The sequence below is a fragment of the Hymenobacter tenuis genome, assembly GCF_054780495.1.
Map to the genome: position 1 here is coordinate 391,345 of NZ_BAAGWF010000001.1, position 18,399 is coordinate 409,743.

Genomic DNA, 18,399 nt, shown 5'->3' on the forward strand with positions numbered 1-18,399 from the left:
AGTAGCATGTAATTTTCGGAGGAGTATGTCACTATGTCCAAATATTATAAACACGTAATGCTGGGGCTGAAGAATTGAGTATAATATGGTCTTAGTGGGTAACGATACAACGAACTAGCATTTGTATACTATCTTTGTATTTGAAACTTCAATCGGCTTATTATAGATCGTAAGCCAAATAGTAGATCGTTCTACATGATAAATGGGGCTATTACTTAAGTTTCGCTCCCCCTAGGTAGTTAATCAAAAAAACATTCAAAATAAATGAAAAATTCATTGTTCAAAGGTAACATTGTTAATGAAGCTTTAATTAACGTTTTAAGTTATCTTGATAGAAAAGAAAAAATAAAAGCTATATGGATGTTTTTTTTGCTCATTATTGGATCATTGCTTGATGTATTTGGTTTAGCCTCATTAGTTCCAATTATAATGGCCGCATCAGAGCCGGGTTCTGTTTTTAAAAATAAATATGCATTATATATTTATGAAAATTTTGGATTTTCTTCTGAGAAAATTTTCTTATTATCAATAATTGTTTCAATTTTATTATTTTTTATATTAAAAAATGTTTTTGTTACCTTAATAAATTATCAACAAGTTAAATTTACTGCTAAAATAGGCGTGAGAGTTGTTCAACACCAGTATGATAAATATCTGAATATACCCTATTATGACTTTTTAGAAGTAGGAACTAGTACTCTGACCCATAATATATTAGCTCTTCCTATGACATTGGTGTCACAAGTGATAAGAAACTTGTTTACATATTTTTCTGAGGTTCTCATAATTTCAGTCATATGTATTGGTATTTTTGTATATCAACCTATGCTCATGTTTATTCTATTAGCGGTTTTGGCTCCAACAACAATTTTGACTTACCGATTTTTAAAAAATAGGTCATCAGTGATTGGCTCTCAACTTGATAAACTGAGACCCGTTTCTTATGGATTAATGATGGATGTATTTTCCGGATTTGTTGAACTAAAGTTATCAAAAAAACATAAATATTTTAAAGATAAATTATTAAGTAAGCAAATAGAGATTCAGAATTTGGAAGCGAGGTCATACCTTTTTTCACTATTACCTCTTAAAGTGATTGAAATGGCAGCTATTATGGCTGTTGTTACTATATTTATTTATTCGTTGCTTTTCTCCAATTCTAGTGCTCTAGTACTGACTATAGGACTTTTCGCAGCATCTGCTTACCGGTTAATGCCTTCTGTAAATAGACTTTTGTTGGCTGTAATGTCAATTAAACAACAAGGTTATATTTTCGATGCTTTATCTGAATATGAAGAATATAGTAATCCTATAAATCATCAGCAGAAAAAGATATCATTTACTCAAAATATAATCTTTAATAAAATTTCATTTTCATACCCAAAGTCAAATAAAGTTGTAATAGATGATATTGATATAACTATAAACAAAGGCGACACTATTGGTTTTATTGGAGCGTCAGGGTCTGGTAAAACTACGCTTATGAATATATTATTGCGATTTTATGTTGAAGGTAAGGGTAATATTTTCGTAGATGGACAGCCATTGAGCGATGAAAATATTGATTCATGGTATGATATTGTAGGATATGTCAAGCAGGATGCTTTTCTGATGCAGGCATCAATTAAAAATAATATCACTCTATATGATGAAAATATTGATAATGACCGTCTTGATTATGCTATTAGACAAGCTTCGTTAACTGATTTTATTGCTTCATTGCCTAATGGGATCGAAACTGAAATAGGTGAACGCGGCTCTAAACTATCAGGTGGCCAACGTCAACGCATTGGTATAGCGCGTGCTTTATATAAGCGGACTGAAATTATGATAATGGACGAAGCTACAAGTGCATTAGATAATCAAACTGAGCGTGAAGTAAGTGAAGCTATAAATAAGCTGTCAGAAACTAATATAACAATACTTATTGTAGCGCACCGTATTACTACTTTGCGTGATTGTAATCGAATTTATGAATTAAAAGATGGCAAAATTTATGCGGAATATCAGTATGAAGACCTCCTGAAAAAAACTTTGTCTTAAAACATATATTTAATTTTCGAAAAGATGGTTGTTTCAGTAATAGTGCCGACTTATAACGGAGCATATAAAGTATTGAATTTGCTTAGATCTTTAGAACAACAGACATATCCTATTGATGAAGTAGTTGTTGTAGTAGATGGTTCTACAGATAAAACGTTAGATTTAATATCGAACAATGAATTCAATCTAAAGAATCTCAAAATAGTTTCTCAGGAGAATCAAGGTCGAGCCTCCACTAGAAATAGAGGTGTTACAGAATCTACAGGGGAATTGCTTATTTTTCTAGATGATGATATGCGTCCTCTATCGCATTGTATTGAATCCCACATAAAGCATTTTATAGCTAGACCAAGTTCTATTGGTGTAGGAGTTCAAATAGAGGATTTTAATAAAACAAATACTGATTTCCTTAGGTTTAAAGCGGAAATGAGCAGAGGATGGATGGATAAATACAGTAATTCAAACGGGTATTTTTTATTGGATGAAAATAAACCATTTATAACAGCGGCGAACTTTTCTATTTCAAAAGATACCTTTCAATTGTTAGGTGGCTTCGAACCTGGTTTAAAAGATGCTGAAGATTTTGATCTTGCTATGAGGGCATCTGAAGCTGGTGTGCCAATTTACTTTATTAATAATGCTGAAGCTTGGCATGATGATTTAATAACTTGTGAAAAATATATACTTAGACTTCGAGAATATGAAACTGCTCAAAAAACCTTATCGGAATTGAGACCTAATTTATATTATAAATACGGATATTTTGCGCCAACAAAGCAGAGCTTTCTTAAGATGCTTATATTTTCATTATTCGGCCAATGGAGCTTAGTGCGAGCTATAGATAATGAAATTTTCATAAAGGTACTGCCGAAAGCCTTAAGGTTTAAATTGTATAGTATTGTTATAACAGCTCTAGGTGTATACTATGTTAAACGGTGAAATAAAATTGCATTTTTCATTTTTAATATAACTTAAATATGCCCGGTATGAAAATTGCATTTATCACGTCTGGAGTAGATAGGATGGAGACTTTAGAACAGACGCTATCTAGCCTGAAAAATAGGGGGGAGCAACTCTTGGTAATTCAACTAAACCCTGCCAGTGATAAATTTTCAAAATTTTTAAATGAGCAAGATATTAATACGCAAATTTTCTTTGTTAACAGTACTGTAGAATGGTTTTTTTGTGTGTGCAAAATTTTTAAGGCTTTAAAGGTAGGTAGATTTGATTTGATTCACAATCACTTTTTCTTAGCAGGTATATTGGGAGCATGTGCTGGTAGATTAGTAGGTATTCCTAAAATTATATATACTCGTCACCACGGAAATGAACATCACTCAAATCATACAAAGGGTGTGATAATCGATAAAATTACAAATTATCTCTCTACTAGAGTTATAGCTATATCACCATCTGTACTAGAAACTCTCAATAAAGAAGAAGATCTATCTTTAAACAAAATTGAGCTAATTCCTCATGGCCTAGATTTTGCTAATTACGAACAAATAGAATTAAGTAGGGTTCAAAATCTGAAGTATAAATATAATATAGAAGCACTTGATTATCCTGTTTTAGGAGTAGTAGCCCGTTATGATAAGCCTAAAGGTCATGAATATATTATTGAAGCTTTTCAAAATATTTTGTTGGAATATCCAAAAGCTAAATTAATCTTGGCTAATGCTCGTGGACCGTATAAAGATGAAGTTAAAAGATTACTTTCATTCTTGCCTAAGAACTCATTTGTTGAAATTAACTATGAGTATGATATTATAGCGCTTTATAAATCATTTGATGTTTTTATCCATGTGCCTACTTCAGCGCAATATGAATCATTTGGACTAGGGTATCTTGAAGCATTGGCATTGTCTCTCCCTTCTGTTTTTACTATATCAGGAATAGCTAGTGTGTTAGTAAAGCATAATCACAACGCTTTAGTCGTGCCTTATTCGGATTCACATGCTATTTGTGAAGCTGTTAAATATATAGTAAAGCATCCAGACTTTGCACATAAAATCTCGAACCAAGGTAAAGAGGATGTTCGCCAAAAATTTGCGTTTACTACTTATTTTGAGCGCTTAACTGCACTATACACAAAGTGAATTATATTAATTAACTTTGAGGCTTTGCACCATTAAGGAATTCATTTATGTGCGGTATTGCTGGTTTTTTAAATCGTACACCGGTTTCTCCTCTTACAGAGGACATGCTGCGGAGCATGACTACGTGTCTAGCGCACCGTGGGCCTGATGCAGATGGCTTTTATTTCGACGAGCAAATAGGCTTAGGTCATAGGCGCCTGAGCATTCTCGACTTATCCTCGGCTGCAAACCAGCCGATGTTTTCGCACAACGAACGCTACATTACAATCTTTAACGGCGAAGTCTACAATTTTCAGGAAATACGCGACCGACTAGGCCTGCAGATGCGTACAACTTCCGATACGGAGGTGATACTGGAAGCTTTTGTGAAGCTAGGCCCTGATTTTGTGCAGGAACTGAATGGAATGTTTGCTATTGCTATCTATGATAAGCAGACTAAGCAGTTGGATGTGTTTCGGGACCGGCTGGGGAAAAAACCGATCTACTATTATTTAGATGTTAACTCCTTCGCTTTTGCGTCGGAGTTGAAGTCATTGGTAAGCCTAACACCAATACGGCAGCGCTTAACTGTTGATAAGGCTGCTGTCAACCAGTTCTTATATCTTGGATACATTCCAAGGCCGCGATCTATCTACAATGAAATTAAAAAGATGGATTCCGGCGCGCACATCCGGGTAAATGCGTCGCATTTTTCAGAAGAACGTTATTGGAAGCTAGAGGAGAAAATTAGCGGTGAAGTACTGCAGGATGAACAGGAAGCTAAGAAGCAGCTACATGACCTTGTCCATTCTTCCGTACAGTATCGCATGATTGCCGACGTGCCGTTTGGAACCTTTCTCAGTGGAGGTATTGATTCCAGCTTGGTGACGGCTATGGCGCAGGATGTATCGGCCACACCTGTGAAAACCTTCTCCATCGGCTTTGATTCAGCTAAGCACAACGAATCAAGTTTCGCGGCGGCAGTGGCCAAGCATTTAGGTACTGACCACCATAGCTTCACGGTAACGGAGCGAGAGGCTCGCGACAGCATGGCGGAGCTAGCCACTATTTATGACGAACCGTATGCCGACTCGTCGGCAGTACCAACATTAATGGTATCGAAGTTGGCCCGGCAGCATGTGACGATGGCTTTATCGGGAGATGGAGGCGATGAGCTATTTCATGGGTATGGAATGTACACCTGGGCTAATCGGCTGGCAAAGGGTAGTGTAAACCTGTTGCGCCATCCAGCCCGGCTCGTGATGCAGCAGATGGGAAACCGCTACAAGCGTGTAGCTGACCTGTTAAATTATCCAGCTCAGGAGCGGCTGCGGAGCCACATTTTTTCGCAAGAGCAATACCTGTTTTCAGAGAAGGAAATAGAGAAGTTGTTGCGGCCCGGTATGAACGGTTTGCCAGCGCTTCCCGAGCAGTGGCCTAGTCCACGCATTCTGACACCTGCTGAGCAGCAAGCCATTTTCGACATGCAATACTACTTGCAGGATGATTTACTAGTGAAAGTAGACCGAGCGTCGATGCGCTACTCTCTGGAAACAAGGGGGCCGCTGTTGGATTATCGTATTGCCGAGTTTGCTCTAAACTTGGACCCAGCCTTAAAAGTGAAGAATGGAGTCAGTAAGTATCTGCTTAAACAAGTGCTGTATGATTACGTGCCTGCTCACATCTTTGATCGGCCGAAGTGGGGTTTCTCGATTCCTCTTGGCTCTTGGTTGAAGAATGACTTACACTATCTGATTGAAGAATACTTGAATCCGAAAGTGCTGGAACAGGCGGGCTTTGTGCGGCCCGAGGTGGTAAGCGAGCTAGTGCAACGGTTTGAGGGTGGAGAAGACCACTTGTACAACCGTGTGTGGCTACTTATTGTGCTGCATCAGTGGGCTACCACATATCTGCTAACTGCTTAACATTCTTCCTCCCGATAGCACTATGAGTTTATCCGCGCCACGCGTTCTGTTTATTTCTTATGATGGCATGACTGACCCGCTAGGCCAGTCGCAAGTGTTACCCTACCTAGTAGGCCTTTCTAAAGCCGGGTATAATGTCACGCTCCTTTCTACTGAAAAAAAAGAGCGGTTCTCTCAGCATAAAAAAACTATTGGGGAAATAACTGAGCAGGCGGGAATTCGTTGGGAGCATATCTTTTTCACGCGCAAGCCACCAGTACTTGCTAAGTTTTACGACAGATATCAGTTACGGCAAAAGGCGCTAGCCCTGCATAAAGAAGTGCGGTTTGATATGACCCATTGCCGCAGCTACGTTAGTGCAGAAGTTGGGCTATTGTTGAAGCAGAAGTTTGGGGTAAAATTTCTGTTTGATATGCGCGGTTTCTGGGTAGACGAACGGGTAGAAGGGGGTATGTGGAATATGCAGAGCCCTATCTACCGCCGCGCTTATCGTACTTACAAGCGAAAAGAGGCAGAGTTTATTGCTGCAGCTGATGGTATCATCAGCCTCACAGAGAACGGCAAGGGTGAAATGCAGACTTGGGCTTCTTACTCTGGTACACCTATTACAGTTATTCCTTGTAGCGCCGATTTTTCTGTGTTTCCGTTGCTAACGAAACATGATCGTCAGATAGCACGCCAGAAGCTTGGTTATGGCGCTGAGGAGTTAGTGATTAGTTACCTGGGTTCGATTGGTGCGTGGTATCTGCTAGATGAGATGCTTGCTCAGTTCGCCGTAATTAAGCAGATATATCCAGGAGCTAAGATGCTATTTATAACTCAGGAGCCGAAGGAAATGGTACTGGCAGCCGCACGCAAGATAACTGGTCTAGCGGAGACTGACTTCACTGTAAAATCTGCCACGCGCAAGCAGGTACCTGAGCTTGTAGCAGCGTCTGATCTAAACTTGTTTTTCATTAAGCAGAGCTATTCTAAGAAAGCTAGCTCGCCCACAAAACTCGGAGAGATTCTGGCAATGGGCCTGCCCGTAATCTGCAACGATGGGGTAGGTGATGTAGCAGATATCATTTGGCAGACAAATGGTGGCACAGTTGTGTCTGATCTGAGTGAGGTCGGTTATGAAGCCGCAGCTCGTAGCATCCCAGAATTACTACAAAAAGATGGCACCATCCTGCGGCGGAAGGCTCAGAAGTATTACGATCTGGAGACTGCCATTGGGCGGTACAAAGGCGAATATAAGCGTCTGCTTGGCAAGTAATGGCGAGATGGGGCTACCTACGGGAGCTACTGTGCTATACAAAAGTCAAGTGCCTAATTGATAAATCGAATCTACTATTCTGAACTCCTTCGAAGTTTTACCAGCTTAAGGCGCTACAATATCGAATATGAGCAATGAAACTTCTGAAAAGTAAGCAGAAGTGACAATTAAGTTTGCGTAGCCTAGTACGGAATCTTAATCATGAAAAAACTAAACAGCATAGCTAGATCTAGTGCAAAGGCTCCGTAAGCCAGCAGAATGTTGAATTTATTTATTAGCCAAAATAGCTTGTCAGATTTATATTCCAAAGTATACAACTTAATTGAAAAAAGTAGGGCAAGCTACAATGGGTATCCTACAGTTTACATAGTAAGTGACATAAAGTACTTATAATAATGAAGATACCTAGCTCACTATATTAGTGCAATATCGCATGCTTAGCTAGGATAAAGAAAGCTGTTGATTAGCTGACAATAAAGGATCCTTAATTTGGCTGCCTCAGGGGTCTAGCTCGTGACATAATTAAAGATGTTAACGACTTAGTGAAGCATCAACAAGAAGTAAAGCATCTTGTACCTTTGCTGACTGTGCTTAGCCTTACTTAAAGGCTAAGCTGTTGTTTTTCCTTATAGTAGTTATGAAAATTCTCTTTGTTGTGCCTTATCCGGCCGGTAAAGCGCCATCTCAACGTTTTCGATTTGAGCAGTATTTACCGTTGCTTACAGAGGTCGGGCACACTTGGCATTTAGCTTCGTTTATCGACTTGACTACTTGGAATATTCTATATAAGTCGGGTCATACGTTAGCCAAAGCATTTGGTATCCTAATGGGTTTCCTGCGTCGATTTGTTCTGCTGTTCAGCGTGCCTCAATACGATTACGTATTCATTCATCGAGAAGCCTCGCCCATTGGGCCTCCTATATTTGAGTGGGTAATTGTTAAACTGCTAAAAAAGAAAATTATATATGACTTTGATGATGCTATTTGGCTACCTAATACTTCACATGCAAATAAGATTGTAGCTGGTGTGAAATGGCATCATAAAGTTGGTGATATATGTAGTTGGGCATATAAGGTAAGTTGCGGAAACGAGTATTTGGCTGCTTACGCGAGGCAGTTTAACAGCCGCGTAGTAGTAAACCCAACGACTATTGATACAGTAAACCTTCATAATAAGGTGCGTAATCAGCTTACACCTGATCGTCTAGTAATTGGCTGGACAGGCACACACTCAACGCTGAAGTACATAGAGCAAGTGGTGCCTGTGCTGAGCAAGCTTGAACAGGAGTTCGACTTCGAATTCCGGGTGATTTCTAATCAGCCACCAAGCCTTCAACTTAAGTCGCTGGTATACGTGCCATGGAAAAAGGAAACCGAAATCGCTGATCTACTTCAATTTCACGTAGGGCTGATGCCACTAGAAGACGATATATGGGCTAAAGGTAAATGTGCCTTTAAAGCCCTTCAATATATGGCCCTTGGTGAGCCTGCGCTGGTTTCGCCTGTAGGAATGAACACAGAAGTAGTGCAGGATGGCTACAACGGCTATGTCTGCACAAATGCCGGGGATTGGGAAAATGCGCTAAAAAAGTTGTTGCAAGAGCCTCGCCTACGTGATGAGCTAGGTAAAAACGCGCGTCATACAATTGAAAAGCATTACTCAGTTACTGCTAACTTGCCTAATTTTATTGCTTTATTCAGTTGAGTAGGCCTACGAGCAACTTTAAGCGCTTTGGCCTTAATTTGCATGATATAAAGTGCACTCAAATAGAAGGGCATTAAAGGGATTTTGTATCGTACTAATGTTCCAAAATTTCCGCTATTTACTCCCACGCCAATTGCAAATATTATAGAGAAAATAAAGCAAAAGGACAGGATAGGTTCGCTGCCAATTAAGCGAAAGCTCTTTATTATTCCTGTTTTATAAAATAAGCTAATCGTTAAATAAATGAATAATGTAGCCTCTAATGCTGAGAGCAACATCACTGGGTTCCTTGCTTCAAATAAGAAGGGTCGGAATAAAGATATAACAATTGCTTGAGGAGCTACTTTAACTATTGAAGAAGGTGATCCGTCAAATTCCCCAATATTATAAGCAGAACCACTTACTTGCTGCACAGCGAGGTACTGGTTATTTATTTTGCTTCTTTCTCCAATTTTGTCTAAGTCATACTTTTCGTCACCGGCAGTCAAGCTAGTTGCACCAAGTGCTCCAGCTGCTAGGCCAATAGATATAAGTAGAGGTTTGAGCATCACACGTAATGCGCGCGACTTAATCTTCTGACTGTTTGCATTAAACACCCAAAAAAGTGCAGGGGGAAGAAAAGAAAGCAGTATATAAACTTTGACTGATATAATAATGTAAGCGCCTAATGAACCCAGTAAAATAGCGCTAAACAAATTGCGCCTATAAATTGTCGCATGATAAAATCCATAGAAAATCCAGCCTAAAGCTCCCATACAAAGCGAATCTTTCATTAACCCTGAGCCCCAAAAGAAGACGGAAGGCAGGAAAAATACAGAGACAGCTAGTTTTTTGTAAGCTAATGGGAATATTTTTAAAAACGTTATATACATAGCCCACATGCCTGTAAAGCTACTTATAGCAAAGAATAAGCTTATAACAGTATATGTGTTAAAACAGAATAAGGAAAAGAATGAAGCAACCTTAATAACAAAAAATTCTGTAGGAGCACGATACCATACCATCATATTAGCATAGCGAGTAGTCGCAGGGTCAAATTCGCCATTAGAAAATAATAGCTTTATTCCAATGGATGGGGATTCCATAAAGGCATTGTATACTATTTTAACATGGTTGTAATAGTTAAATGTATCACCACCGCCGTAGTAAAATTGATAAACAAGACCTAAGCCAATCGCGCCTATAAACTTTACTGTTAAAGCAGGGATAAAATATTTACGCGTAAGCGCATTTGTATAGCGCCTACGAACAGTGAAGGCAACGCCGTAAAATATTGCTAAATAAAAGGGTGTAAGAAATAAATCCTTAAGTTCCATGTGTGAGGCAGCCTTTGCTACTTTCGGTTATTCTTCAAGTACGCTTTTGCTTCCTTGTATTGTTCCGAGTCATGATCTGATTTGTCGAGGACTACGGAATAGTAGCGGCGAGCTGCTGTGATATCCTTGGTACGGTCAGCGAGGCGGGCTAGCGCTAGGTTGGCAAAGAGGTAGAAACCATATTTCGTTTCACCGTTGGTTTCGGCGAAGACTAGGCAACGCTGGTAGTACTCCTTGGCCTTCGCCAGGTCCTTATAGCGATTCTGCATGAGGTAGCCCAGGAAATAGGTAGCATACCGGCCGCTGTTTGCTTCGTATCCTGGTAGACCACGACTCAGTTTGTCTAGAATTTCGCGGCTGACACGTTCGCATTCTCGAAACTCACCTTGCCGGAAGCAGGCATTGGCATAAATGCGTTGTAGATATCCGTTATCCGGGTAAGTGGTAGCCAAGTAGCGAGCTACTGGCATGGCTTGTTCTGGCTTGTCCTCTTCATTAAGGAGGATCCTCATTAGAAAGACTCGAGCCTCCGGGCCTACGTAGAAGCCGTTGTCAGCCACATTGCGCAACTGCTGTAGGCCCAATTGCTTGTTGCCCTTTGGGAAAAACAGAAGTACTGGCTTCAAAAGCGGGTAATTATCAGGAATCCAGACGGCGTAATAATTGAATAGGGCCTGTCCAAATAAGAACTCAGGACTCAAGCCGTTGGCCTCCTTGCTTTTATCGAGGTACGTAAGCGACCTTTTGGCGCCTACTGTTGCCTTGCGCCAGTCGCGACGCTCGGCGTGTAGACGTGCATCAAAGCCATAGCCGGCTGCTAGAAAAAAACAGGCTTCGTAGTTTCGGTTGTCAGCTTGATATAGGGCTTCGCCTTTTGTTATGGCGGTATCCATGTAAGCGAAGAAAGTCTTGTCGTACTGGGTGGTTTGAATTCCCGACGGCATAATTTTCCACCATGTGCTCAGCCCCATTAGGAAATAGGGCATGGGATGATTGGGGTAGCGACGGCGCAGGCTGCGGAATTGGCGTTCAGCTTTGTCGTACTTAAAGTTGTAGAGGTTATAAACGGCTCCTTCTAACTCCGTTTGAATATCCTTATCTAATAGCAGCCATCCTTTGGTGTCAATTGCATTCGGCGCTACATCTACATTTTCCAGTTGTACCTGCTGCAATGAATCCGATAAGGGAGCGGGGCGAGCGGTGTCAGGCACCTGTGCCCATCCTGCCCAGGGCAGAAGCAATAGTAACAGGATAAAATGGAGTCGTAGGAGCATAGACATATCGGACTACAATATCAAATACAGGCAGAAAAACGCCCCACCCAGCTCATCCGAACAGCTAAAGTAGAACATTTGACCTAGGTTTGGACAAATAAGATACATCCTATGCAGCTTTTACAAGCCCTTTGTCAGATAGCAGCACCTTCAGGAAATGAAGCTCCACTGACCCAGTACTTACTTCGCTACATTCAACAGCAAAAGTCAACTTGGCATAGGCTGCCAACTGTACTAGCCGGGGGAGAGTTCCAAGATTGCATTATTTTAATATTCGGAGAGCCGCGCACAGCTGTATTTGCTCACTTGGACAGCATTGGCTTTACGGTTCGTTACGGGAAACAACTTGTGCGAATTGGAGGGCCTGATGCAGAAACCGGATACCACCTTGTCGGGCATGACTCAGGTGGAGACATCGAGTGTACACTACTAGTTGACGAAGAAACCGGGGCGTTGAGCTACAACTTTCATCGGGATATTGACACCGGAACGGAACTGACTTTTCGGTGCGACTTCCGGGAAACAGACACAACGGTGCAGAGCTGCTACCTCGATAATCGGCTTGGAGTGTGGAATGCGTTGCGTTTGTGCGAGACTCTAGAGGATGGCATCGTGGCTTTCTCGTGTTGGGAAGAGCACGGCGGTGGTTCAGTGGCGTATCTGGCTCGCTATATCTATGAAACGTATGGCGTGCGCCAAGCCTTAATTTCGGATATAACCTGGGTAACGGAAGGGGTTCAGCCAGGGAGGGGGGTAGTGATTTCCTTGCGCGATTCTCTGATTCCGCGGCGAAGCTACGTGGAGCGAATCCGACGGATTGCGCGGGAGGCGGCTATTCCGCATCAACTGGAAGTAGAGGGTAGTGGCGGCTCCGATGCCAAAGAACTACAACACGGCGCTCAACCCTGGGACTGGTGCTTTATAGGTGCGCCGGAAGACAATGTGCATACGCCACATGAGCTGGTGGATAAGCGCGACATTGAAAGCATGCTAGCTTTATATAAAGTGCTGATGCAGCAGCTATAGCAGCTGTTTAGGGCCGATAAGTATACTTCAAGAGCCGGATAGCTAGTGCTGCAGCACTAGCTATCCGGCTCTTCTGCTTATTACTAGCCCCTGATGTGGTGGTAAAGCTTGAGGATTAGCCAATAAACTCTATTTTACCTGCCCAATCGTTCATTGCCAGTTCTCACTCTCCCAAACACTTCAACCTATTCCCACCGTTTATGATGAATTTTCTTTACGTAGTGCCGGCGCTAGGTGTACTGGCGTTGCTTTTTACATGGCTACGCTCTGGCTGGGTGACTCGGCAGGATGCTGGTGATGAACGGATGCAAACCATTGCCGGCTACATTGCCGATGGGGCCATTGCCTTCCTCAAAGCAGAGTATAGGGTGATGATCATCTTTGGGTTGCTAGCCTCCGCATTCCTGTTTTACCTAGGAAGCACCGGCGAAAAATCAAGTCCAGTTATTGTAATTGCCTTCCTGATTGGCGCCGTTTTCTCGGCGCTGGCCGGCTTCATTGGGATGAAGATTGCCACCAAAGCCAACGTACGCACTGCCCAGGCCGCCCGCACTAGCCTAAGCCGAGCCCTGAACGTGTCGTTTTCGGGTGGTTCGGTGATGGGAATGGGGGTAGCAGGCTTGGCCGTGTTGGGGCTAGGCTCCCTCTTCATTGTGTTCTACCAGATGTTCGTGGTGAGCCGAGGGGGCACTGCCAACGGTATTGAGATGGAAACGGCTCTGGAAGTGCTAACGGGTTTCTCACTCGGGGCCGAAAGCATTGCGCTTTTTGCGAGGGTAGGGGGCGGTATCTATACCAAAGCAGCCGACGTAGGAGCAGACCTAGTAGGGAAAGTAGAAGCCGGCATTCCGGAAGATGACCCTCGCAACCCCGCTACCATTGCCGATAACGTAGGTGACAACGTGGGTGACGTAGCCGGTATGGGCGCCGACTTGTTTGGCTCGTATGTAGCCACGATTTTGGCTACCATGGTGCTCGGGCGCGAAGTAATAGCCCGCGGCGACGAGTTTCAGGGGCTTTCACCCATACTGCTGCCGATGGTAATTGCCGGTATGGGCATTGTGGCCTCTCTCATCGGTATTCTGATGGTGCGAGTGAAGGAGGGCGGCAACGTGCAGGCAGCCCTGAACTTGGGCAACTACATCTCGGTGCTGGTGTCGGCGGTGGCTTCGTACTTCATTATCCGCTGGATGCTGCCCACCGAAGACCTGACCATTCGGGGTGTCACGTTTAGCTCGATGGATGTGTTCTATGCGGTGGTAGTAGGACTGGTAGTCGGCACGCTCATGAGCATTATTACGGAGTACTACACGGCTATGGGCAAGCGGCCGGTACTGAGCATTGTGCGCCAAAGCAGCACGGGGCATGCTACCACCGTTATTGGCGGCCTGGCCGTGGGAATGGAAAGCACGGTGCTCCCGATTATTGTGCTGGCTGCAGGTATTATACTGAGCTTTGAATGCGCTGGCCTGTATGGGGTAGCTATTGCGGCGGCTGGCATGATGGCTACTACCGCTATGCAACTGGCTATTGATGCTTTCGGACCCATTGCGGATAACGCCGGCGGCATAGCCGAAATGAGCGAGCTACCCAAAGAAGTGCGCGAACGGACGGACATTCTGGATGCAGTTGGTAACACTACGGCGGCTACCGGCAAGGGCTTCGCCATTGCTTCGGCGGCCCTGACGTCCCTCGCCCTGTTTGCGGCCTTTATGGGAACGGCCAACATCACCTCCATCGATATCAGCAATGCCCGCGTGCTGGCCGGGTTGTTTGTAGGCGCCATGATTCCGTTCATCTTCTCGGCGCTGGCTATTTCGGCCGTGGGCCGTGCGGCTATGGCCATGGTGCAGGAAGTGCGCCGGCAGTTCCGTGAAATTCCCGGTATTATGGAAGGCACCGGTCGGCCGGAGTACGAGAAATGCGTGGCTATTTCTACCCAGGCGGCTATTCGAGAAATGATGCTGCCTGGCGCCATTGCCTTGGTAGTGCCGGTGATTGTGGGCTTTACGTTTGGGCCCGAAGTACTGGGCGGAACCCTGGCCGGCGTAACGGTTTCGGGCGTGCTGATGGCCATGTTCCAAAGCAACGCGGGCGGTGCCTGGGACAACGCCAAGAAGTCGTTTGAGAAAGGCGTGATGATTGACGGCACTATGCAGTACAAAGGCTCCGACGCCCACAAAGCATCCGTAACTGGCGACACCGTGGGTGACCCCTTTAAGGATACGTCGGGCCCTAGCATGAACATTCTCATTAAGCTCATGAGCATCGTGTCGTTGGTAATTGCCCCGCACATTGCTGCCCCCGAGCGGGGCGTGGCCAAAGCAGAAGTTGTGCCTGCTAGCCATCAGGTTATCGTAAACCAAATCAAATAAGTGCTGGCCTAAGGTTGAGCTGGTTTTGACCCCTAGTAATCAGACTCAAAAGTCAGGAAGCCGCCTTCTCACCGGGGAGGGCGGCTTTTTTCTGCTACCTTTGGCCGCCCGCTCACCACGGACCAACCCCTAACGGATGAACCCGGAACACATTTCACTGCACAACAAGCAGTTTGAGCCCTACCTGAAAGCTGCTGAGCTTGCGGCCGCTATCAAACAAGTAGGTGCCCGCCTCACGCAGGACTACGCCGGCCAAACGCCCATGTTTGTAGCCGTCCTCAACGGCTCATTTATGTTTGCCGCTGATCTGCTGAAAGAAGTAGCCCTCGATTGTGAGGTATGCTTTATTCGGGTAGCCTCGTACCAGGGCACTAGCAGCACCGGCGAGGTGAAGGAAGTACTAGGCCTCACGGAGGACCTAACCGGTCGGCACGTCATTATTCTGGAGGATATTGTGGATACCGGCCATACCATGCGCATGCTGCTTGATATGCTTTCGGAAAAGAAGCCCGCCTCGCTGGAAGTGGCTACCCTGTTTCTGAAGCCCGAGTGTTTGCAGCACGAGCTTTCTATCCGGTACGTGGGCCTGAGCATTCCCAATGATTTCATAGTTGGGTACGGCCTCGATTTCGACGGGCTGGGCCGTAATTACCCCGACGTTTACAAAGCCGTGTAAGAAGCAGCTTCCGGACTAGGTAGCTAAAATTCGCTAACGTCCGTAGAGGCTTTCCTATTCGTTGCTTATATTTCCAAAACCCACCCGATTTTCCTTCCTCGCGTAACTCACCGCTACACATGCTGAATCTCGTGCTCTTCGGCCCGCCCGGCGCCGGCAAAGGAACGCAAAGCCAGAAGCTGATTTCCCGCTATAACCTGGTTCACCTCTCCACTGGCGACCTGCTGCGTGCCCAGATTTCTCAGGGCACTGAACTTGGCCTGCGCGCCAAAAAGCTCATGGACGAAGGCTTGTTAGTACCTGATGAGGTAGTAATCGGCATGATCGGGAGTGCCCTGAAAGACAACAAGCAAGCCGCTGGCTTTATTTTCGACGGCTTTCCGCGTACTGTGCCACAGGCCGAAAGCCTTGACCGACTCTTGACGGAACACGACACCAAGGTCTCGTGCATGGTAGCGTTGGAAGTAGATGAGGAAGAATTAGTGAAGCGCCTACTGGAGCGCGGCAAAACCTCGGGCCGTCCCGACGACCAGGACGTAACCAAAATCCGCAAGCGCGTAACGGTGTATAATACCGAAACTGCCCAGGTAGCCGGCTACTATGCCGAGCAAAAGAAATTCCATGCTTTGAATGGCATTGGCGACATCGAAACCATCTTTGGGCAGATCTGCACCATCCTCGATGGGCACCTGCCCGCCGCTACCGAAGACAGCCGCCAAGCTACCGACGAAGTAAAAGCGTAACTTTGCGTTTCTAAATCGCAAAACTCTGTTCCTCTGAGCCTGCGAAGGGGCCTTAATCCATGATTAAGGTCCCTTCGCTGCGTGTAACCCGGAGGACAGAACTTCTCAACAACGCGCAGCATGGCTTCGAATAATTTCATTGATTACGTTAAAATAAATTGTCGTTCGGGTAAAGGAGGGGCGGGTTCGCACCACTTTTTCCGTGCTAAAGGCCTGCCCAACGGTGGCCCCGATGGCGGCGATGGTGGCCGCGGTGGCCACATTATTCTGGAAGGCAACTCCCAGCTCTGGACACTGCTCCACCTGCAGTACCAGAAACACCTGATTGCCAAAGCCGGCGAAAATGGCGGCGAAAACCTGCGCAGCGGCGCCCAAGGCGACGATATCATCATCCAGGTACCTTTAGGTACCATTGCCCGTGATGCCGAAACCGGCGAGAAAAAGTTGGAAATCACGGAGCACGGTCAGCGCCTTATCCTGACGCCTGGCGGCCGCGGTGGCCTCGGCAACGACCACTTTAAGTCAGCTACCAACCAAGCGCCCCAGTACGCCCAGCCCGGCGAGCCCGGCATTGATGAATGGGTAATTCTGGAGCTGAAGTTGCTGGCCGATGTGGGCCTAGTAGGTTTCCCGAATGCGGGCAAAAGCACGCTGCTCTCCGTCGTATCAGCCGCTAAACCCAAAATTGCCGACTACGCTTTCACGACCCTTACGCCCAACTTGGGGGTAGTAGCCTACCGCGACTACAAGTCGTTTGTAATGGCGGATATTCCCGGCATCATTGAAGGCGCGGCGGAAGGAAAGGGCCTAGGCCATCGTTTCCTGCGCCACGTGGAGCGCAACTCCATCCTGTTGTTCATGATCAGCTGCGACTCGCCCGACATTAACGCCGAGTACAACGTGCTGCTGAGCGAACTGGAGCAGTTCAACCCCGAGCTGTTGGAAAAAGAGCGGCTGCTGGCCATCACCAAATCCGATATGCTGGATGAGGAGTTGGAAGCGGAAATCCGTGAAACGCTACCCACTGACCTGCCTACCATCTTCATCTCCAGCCTGACGAATAAGAACATTCAGAAACTGAAAGATTTGATCTGGGACGCGATACAGCAAACTCGCCGCGACGCACCTGAGTCGGCACGCACAAGCTACCGCGAAGAGGACGACTATTCTAACCTCAGCGAAGAGCAGGACGAGGACCAAGACGCTTAGTAGAGTTGCTGCGAAACTTACTGCTCTGCTGTGACTTTACGCCACTGCGTCTGAACTAACTGCCCAACTACTGCGGTTTCTGTGCCACAATGACAGCCAACTAGGGTTTGGCAGGTTCCTTGTGCCCTAGTGAAACCCTATGTCTTCCCGATTCAACCCATTCCGACGATTTCAAGCGAAAATGGCTGACGATAAAAACACCCAACCCGACGAAACTCAAATCGACCCGACTAACGCCGCTACTGAGCCAGTAGCAGGTGAGCTGCCGGAAGAGCCTAACGCCCCCGAAATAGGCGAGGTAGAGGGCGATGCTCCGGCCGCAGCAGGCTCGAAAACTGAAGCCGAGTTGGCTGATTTAAAGGATAAATACCTGCGCTTAGCCGCCGAGTTTGAAAACTACAAGCGCCGCACCACTAAGGAGCGCGCCGACTTGTTCAAATCGGCTAACCAGGAACTAATGGTGGCCTTACTGCCCGTGCTCGATGATTTTGACCGGGCCCGCCACCACACCAAAGACACCGATGATGCCAACGCTGTGCGCGAAAGCATCGACATCATTCATAACAAGCTCCAGAAAACCTTAAACCAGAAGGGCCTAGCCCCGATGGAAGCCAAAGGTGGCGCTTTCGACCCCGATCTGCACGAGGCCATTACTCAGATTCCGGCTCCTTCGGAAGACCTGAAAGGCAAGATTGTAGACGAGGTAGAACGCGGCTACTACCTCGGCGACAAGGTTATTCGCCACGCCAAAGTGGTGCTGGGGCAGTAACA

Annotated in this window: 14 protein-coding genes; 12 read left to right on the forward strand and 2 right to left on the reverse strand. The window is 45.5% G+C overall.

All coding sequences use genetic code 11. From position 1 onward, the window contains the following. Nucleotides 1-264: 264 nt before the first annotated feature. The 6 genes from ACYVGU_RS01740 to ACYVGU_RS01765 all read left to right on the forward strand — a co-directional run bounded on the left by ACYVGU_RS01740 (nucleotide 265) and on the right by ACYVGU_RS01765 (nucleotide 9,009). On the forward strand, nucleotides 265-2,043 hold the full coding sequence (locus ACYVGU_RS01740) for an ABC transporter ATP-binding protein (protein WP_460620649.1): 1,779 nt from the start codon (nucleotides 265-267) through the stop codon (nucleotides 2,041-2,043). Nucleotides 2,044-2,067: 24 nt separating this feature from the next. Next, complete coding sequence (locus ACYVGU_RS01745) at nucleotides 2,068-2,982, forward strand: glycosyltransferase family 2 protein (RefSeq protein WP_460620651.1); 915 nt, start codon at nucleotides 2,068-2,070, stop codon at nucleotides 2,980-2,982. 47 nt (nucleotides 2,983-3,029) lie between these two features. Beyond that, nucleotides 3,030-4,142: a glycosyltransferase family 4 protein gene (locus ACYVGU_RS01750; protein WP_460620652.1), complete on the forward strand. Its 1,113-nt coding sequence runs from the start codon at nucleotides 3,030-3,032 to the stop codon at nucleotides 4,140-4,142. Nucleotides 4,143-4,189: 47 nt separating this feature from the next. Continuing rightward, entirely contained in the window at nucleotides 4,190-6,046 is a 1,857-nt protein-coding gene (asnB, locus tag ACYVGU_RS01755) for an asparagine synthase (glutamine-hydrolyzing) (protein ID WP_460620653.1), read from the forward strand. Nucleotides 6,047-6,068: 22 nt separating this feature from the next. Next, a complete protein-coding gene (locus ACYVGU_RS01760) occupies nucleotides 6,069-7,304 on the forward strand; it encodes a glycosyltransferase (protein WP_460620654.1) in 1,236 nt (411 codons plus the stop codon). 637 nt (nucleotides 7,305-7,941) lie between these two features. Continuing rightward, nucleotides 7,942-9,009 (forward strand): glycosyltransferase family 4 protein, encoded by a 1,068-nt coding sequence (locus ACYVGU_RS01765; RefSeq protein ID WP_460620655.1) that lies wholly within the window; start codon nucleotides 7,942-7,944, stop codon nucleotides 9,007-9,009. Here the strand turns inward: ACYVGU_RS01765 and ACYVGU_RS01770 are convergent. Then, nucleotides 8,961-10,325 (reverse strand): hypothetical protein, encoded by a 1,365-nt coding sequence (locus ACYVGU_RS01770; RefSeq protein ID WP_460620656.1) that lies wholly within the window; start codon nucleotides 10,323-10,325, stop codon nucleotides 8,961-8,963. The genes ACYVGU_RS01765 and ACYVGU_RS01770 overlap by 49 nt on opposite strands. 17 nt (nucleotides 10,326-10,342) lie before the next feature. Beyond that, entirely contained in the window at nucleotides 10,343-11,599 is a 1,257-nt protein-coding gene (locus ACYVGU_RS01775; protein ID WP_460620657.1) for a tol-pal system protein YbgF, read from the reverse strand. Between the two features lie 348 nt (nucleotides 11,600-11,947). On the opposite strand from ACYVGU_RS01775, the gene ACYVGU_RS01780 reads away from it, so the two are divergent. The 6 genes from ACYVGU_RS01780 to ACYVGU_RS01805 all read left to right on the forward strand — a co-directional run bounded on the left by ACYVGU_RS01780 (nucleotide 11,948) and on the right by ACYVGU_RS01805 (nucleotide 18,397). Continuing rightward, a complete protein-coding gene (locus ACYVGU_RS01780; protein WP_460620658.1) occupies nucleotides 11,948-12,625 on the forward strand; it encodes a M20/M25/M40 family metallo-hydrolase in 678 nt (225 codons plus the stop codon). 200 nt (nucleotides 12,626-12,825) lie between these two features. After that, entirely contained in the window at nucleotides 12,826-15,000 is a 2,175-nt protein-coding gene (locus tag ACYVGU_RS01785) for a sodium-translocating pyrophosphatase (protein ID WP_460612775.1), read from the forward strand. 136 nt (nucleotides 15,001-15,136) lie between these two features. Further along, complete coding sequence (gene hpt / locus ACYVGU_RS01790) at nucleotides 15,137-15,676, forward strand: phosphoribosyltransferase (RefSeq protein WP_460620659.1); 540 nt, start codon at nucleotides 15,137-15,139, stop codon at nucleotides 15,674-15,676. A 119-nt stretch (nucleotides 15,677-15,795) separates the two neighbouring features. Next, complete coding sequence (locus ACYVGU_RS01795) at nucleotides 15,796-16,419, forward strand: nucleoside monophosphate kinase (RefSeq protein ID WP_460612773.1); 624 nt, start codon at nucleotides 15,796-15,798, stop codon at nucleotides 16,417-16,419. Nucleotides 16,420-16,539: 120 nt separating this feature from the next. Beyond that, a complete protein-coding gene (gene obgE, locus ACYVGU_RS01800; RefSeq protein WP_460620660.1) occupies nucleotides 16,540-17,628 on the forward strand; it encodes an Obg family GTPase in 1,089 nt (362 codons plus the stop codon). A gap of 181 nt (nucleotides 17,629-17,809) precedes the next feature. Continuing rightward, entirely contained in the window at nucleotides 17,810-18,397 is a 588-nt protein-coding gene (locus ACYVGU_RS01805) for a nucleotide exchange factor GrpE (RefSeq protein WP_460620661.1), read from the forward strand. The last annotated feature ends 2 nt before the right edge of the window (nucleotides 18,398-18,399 follow it).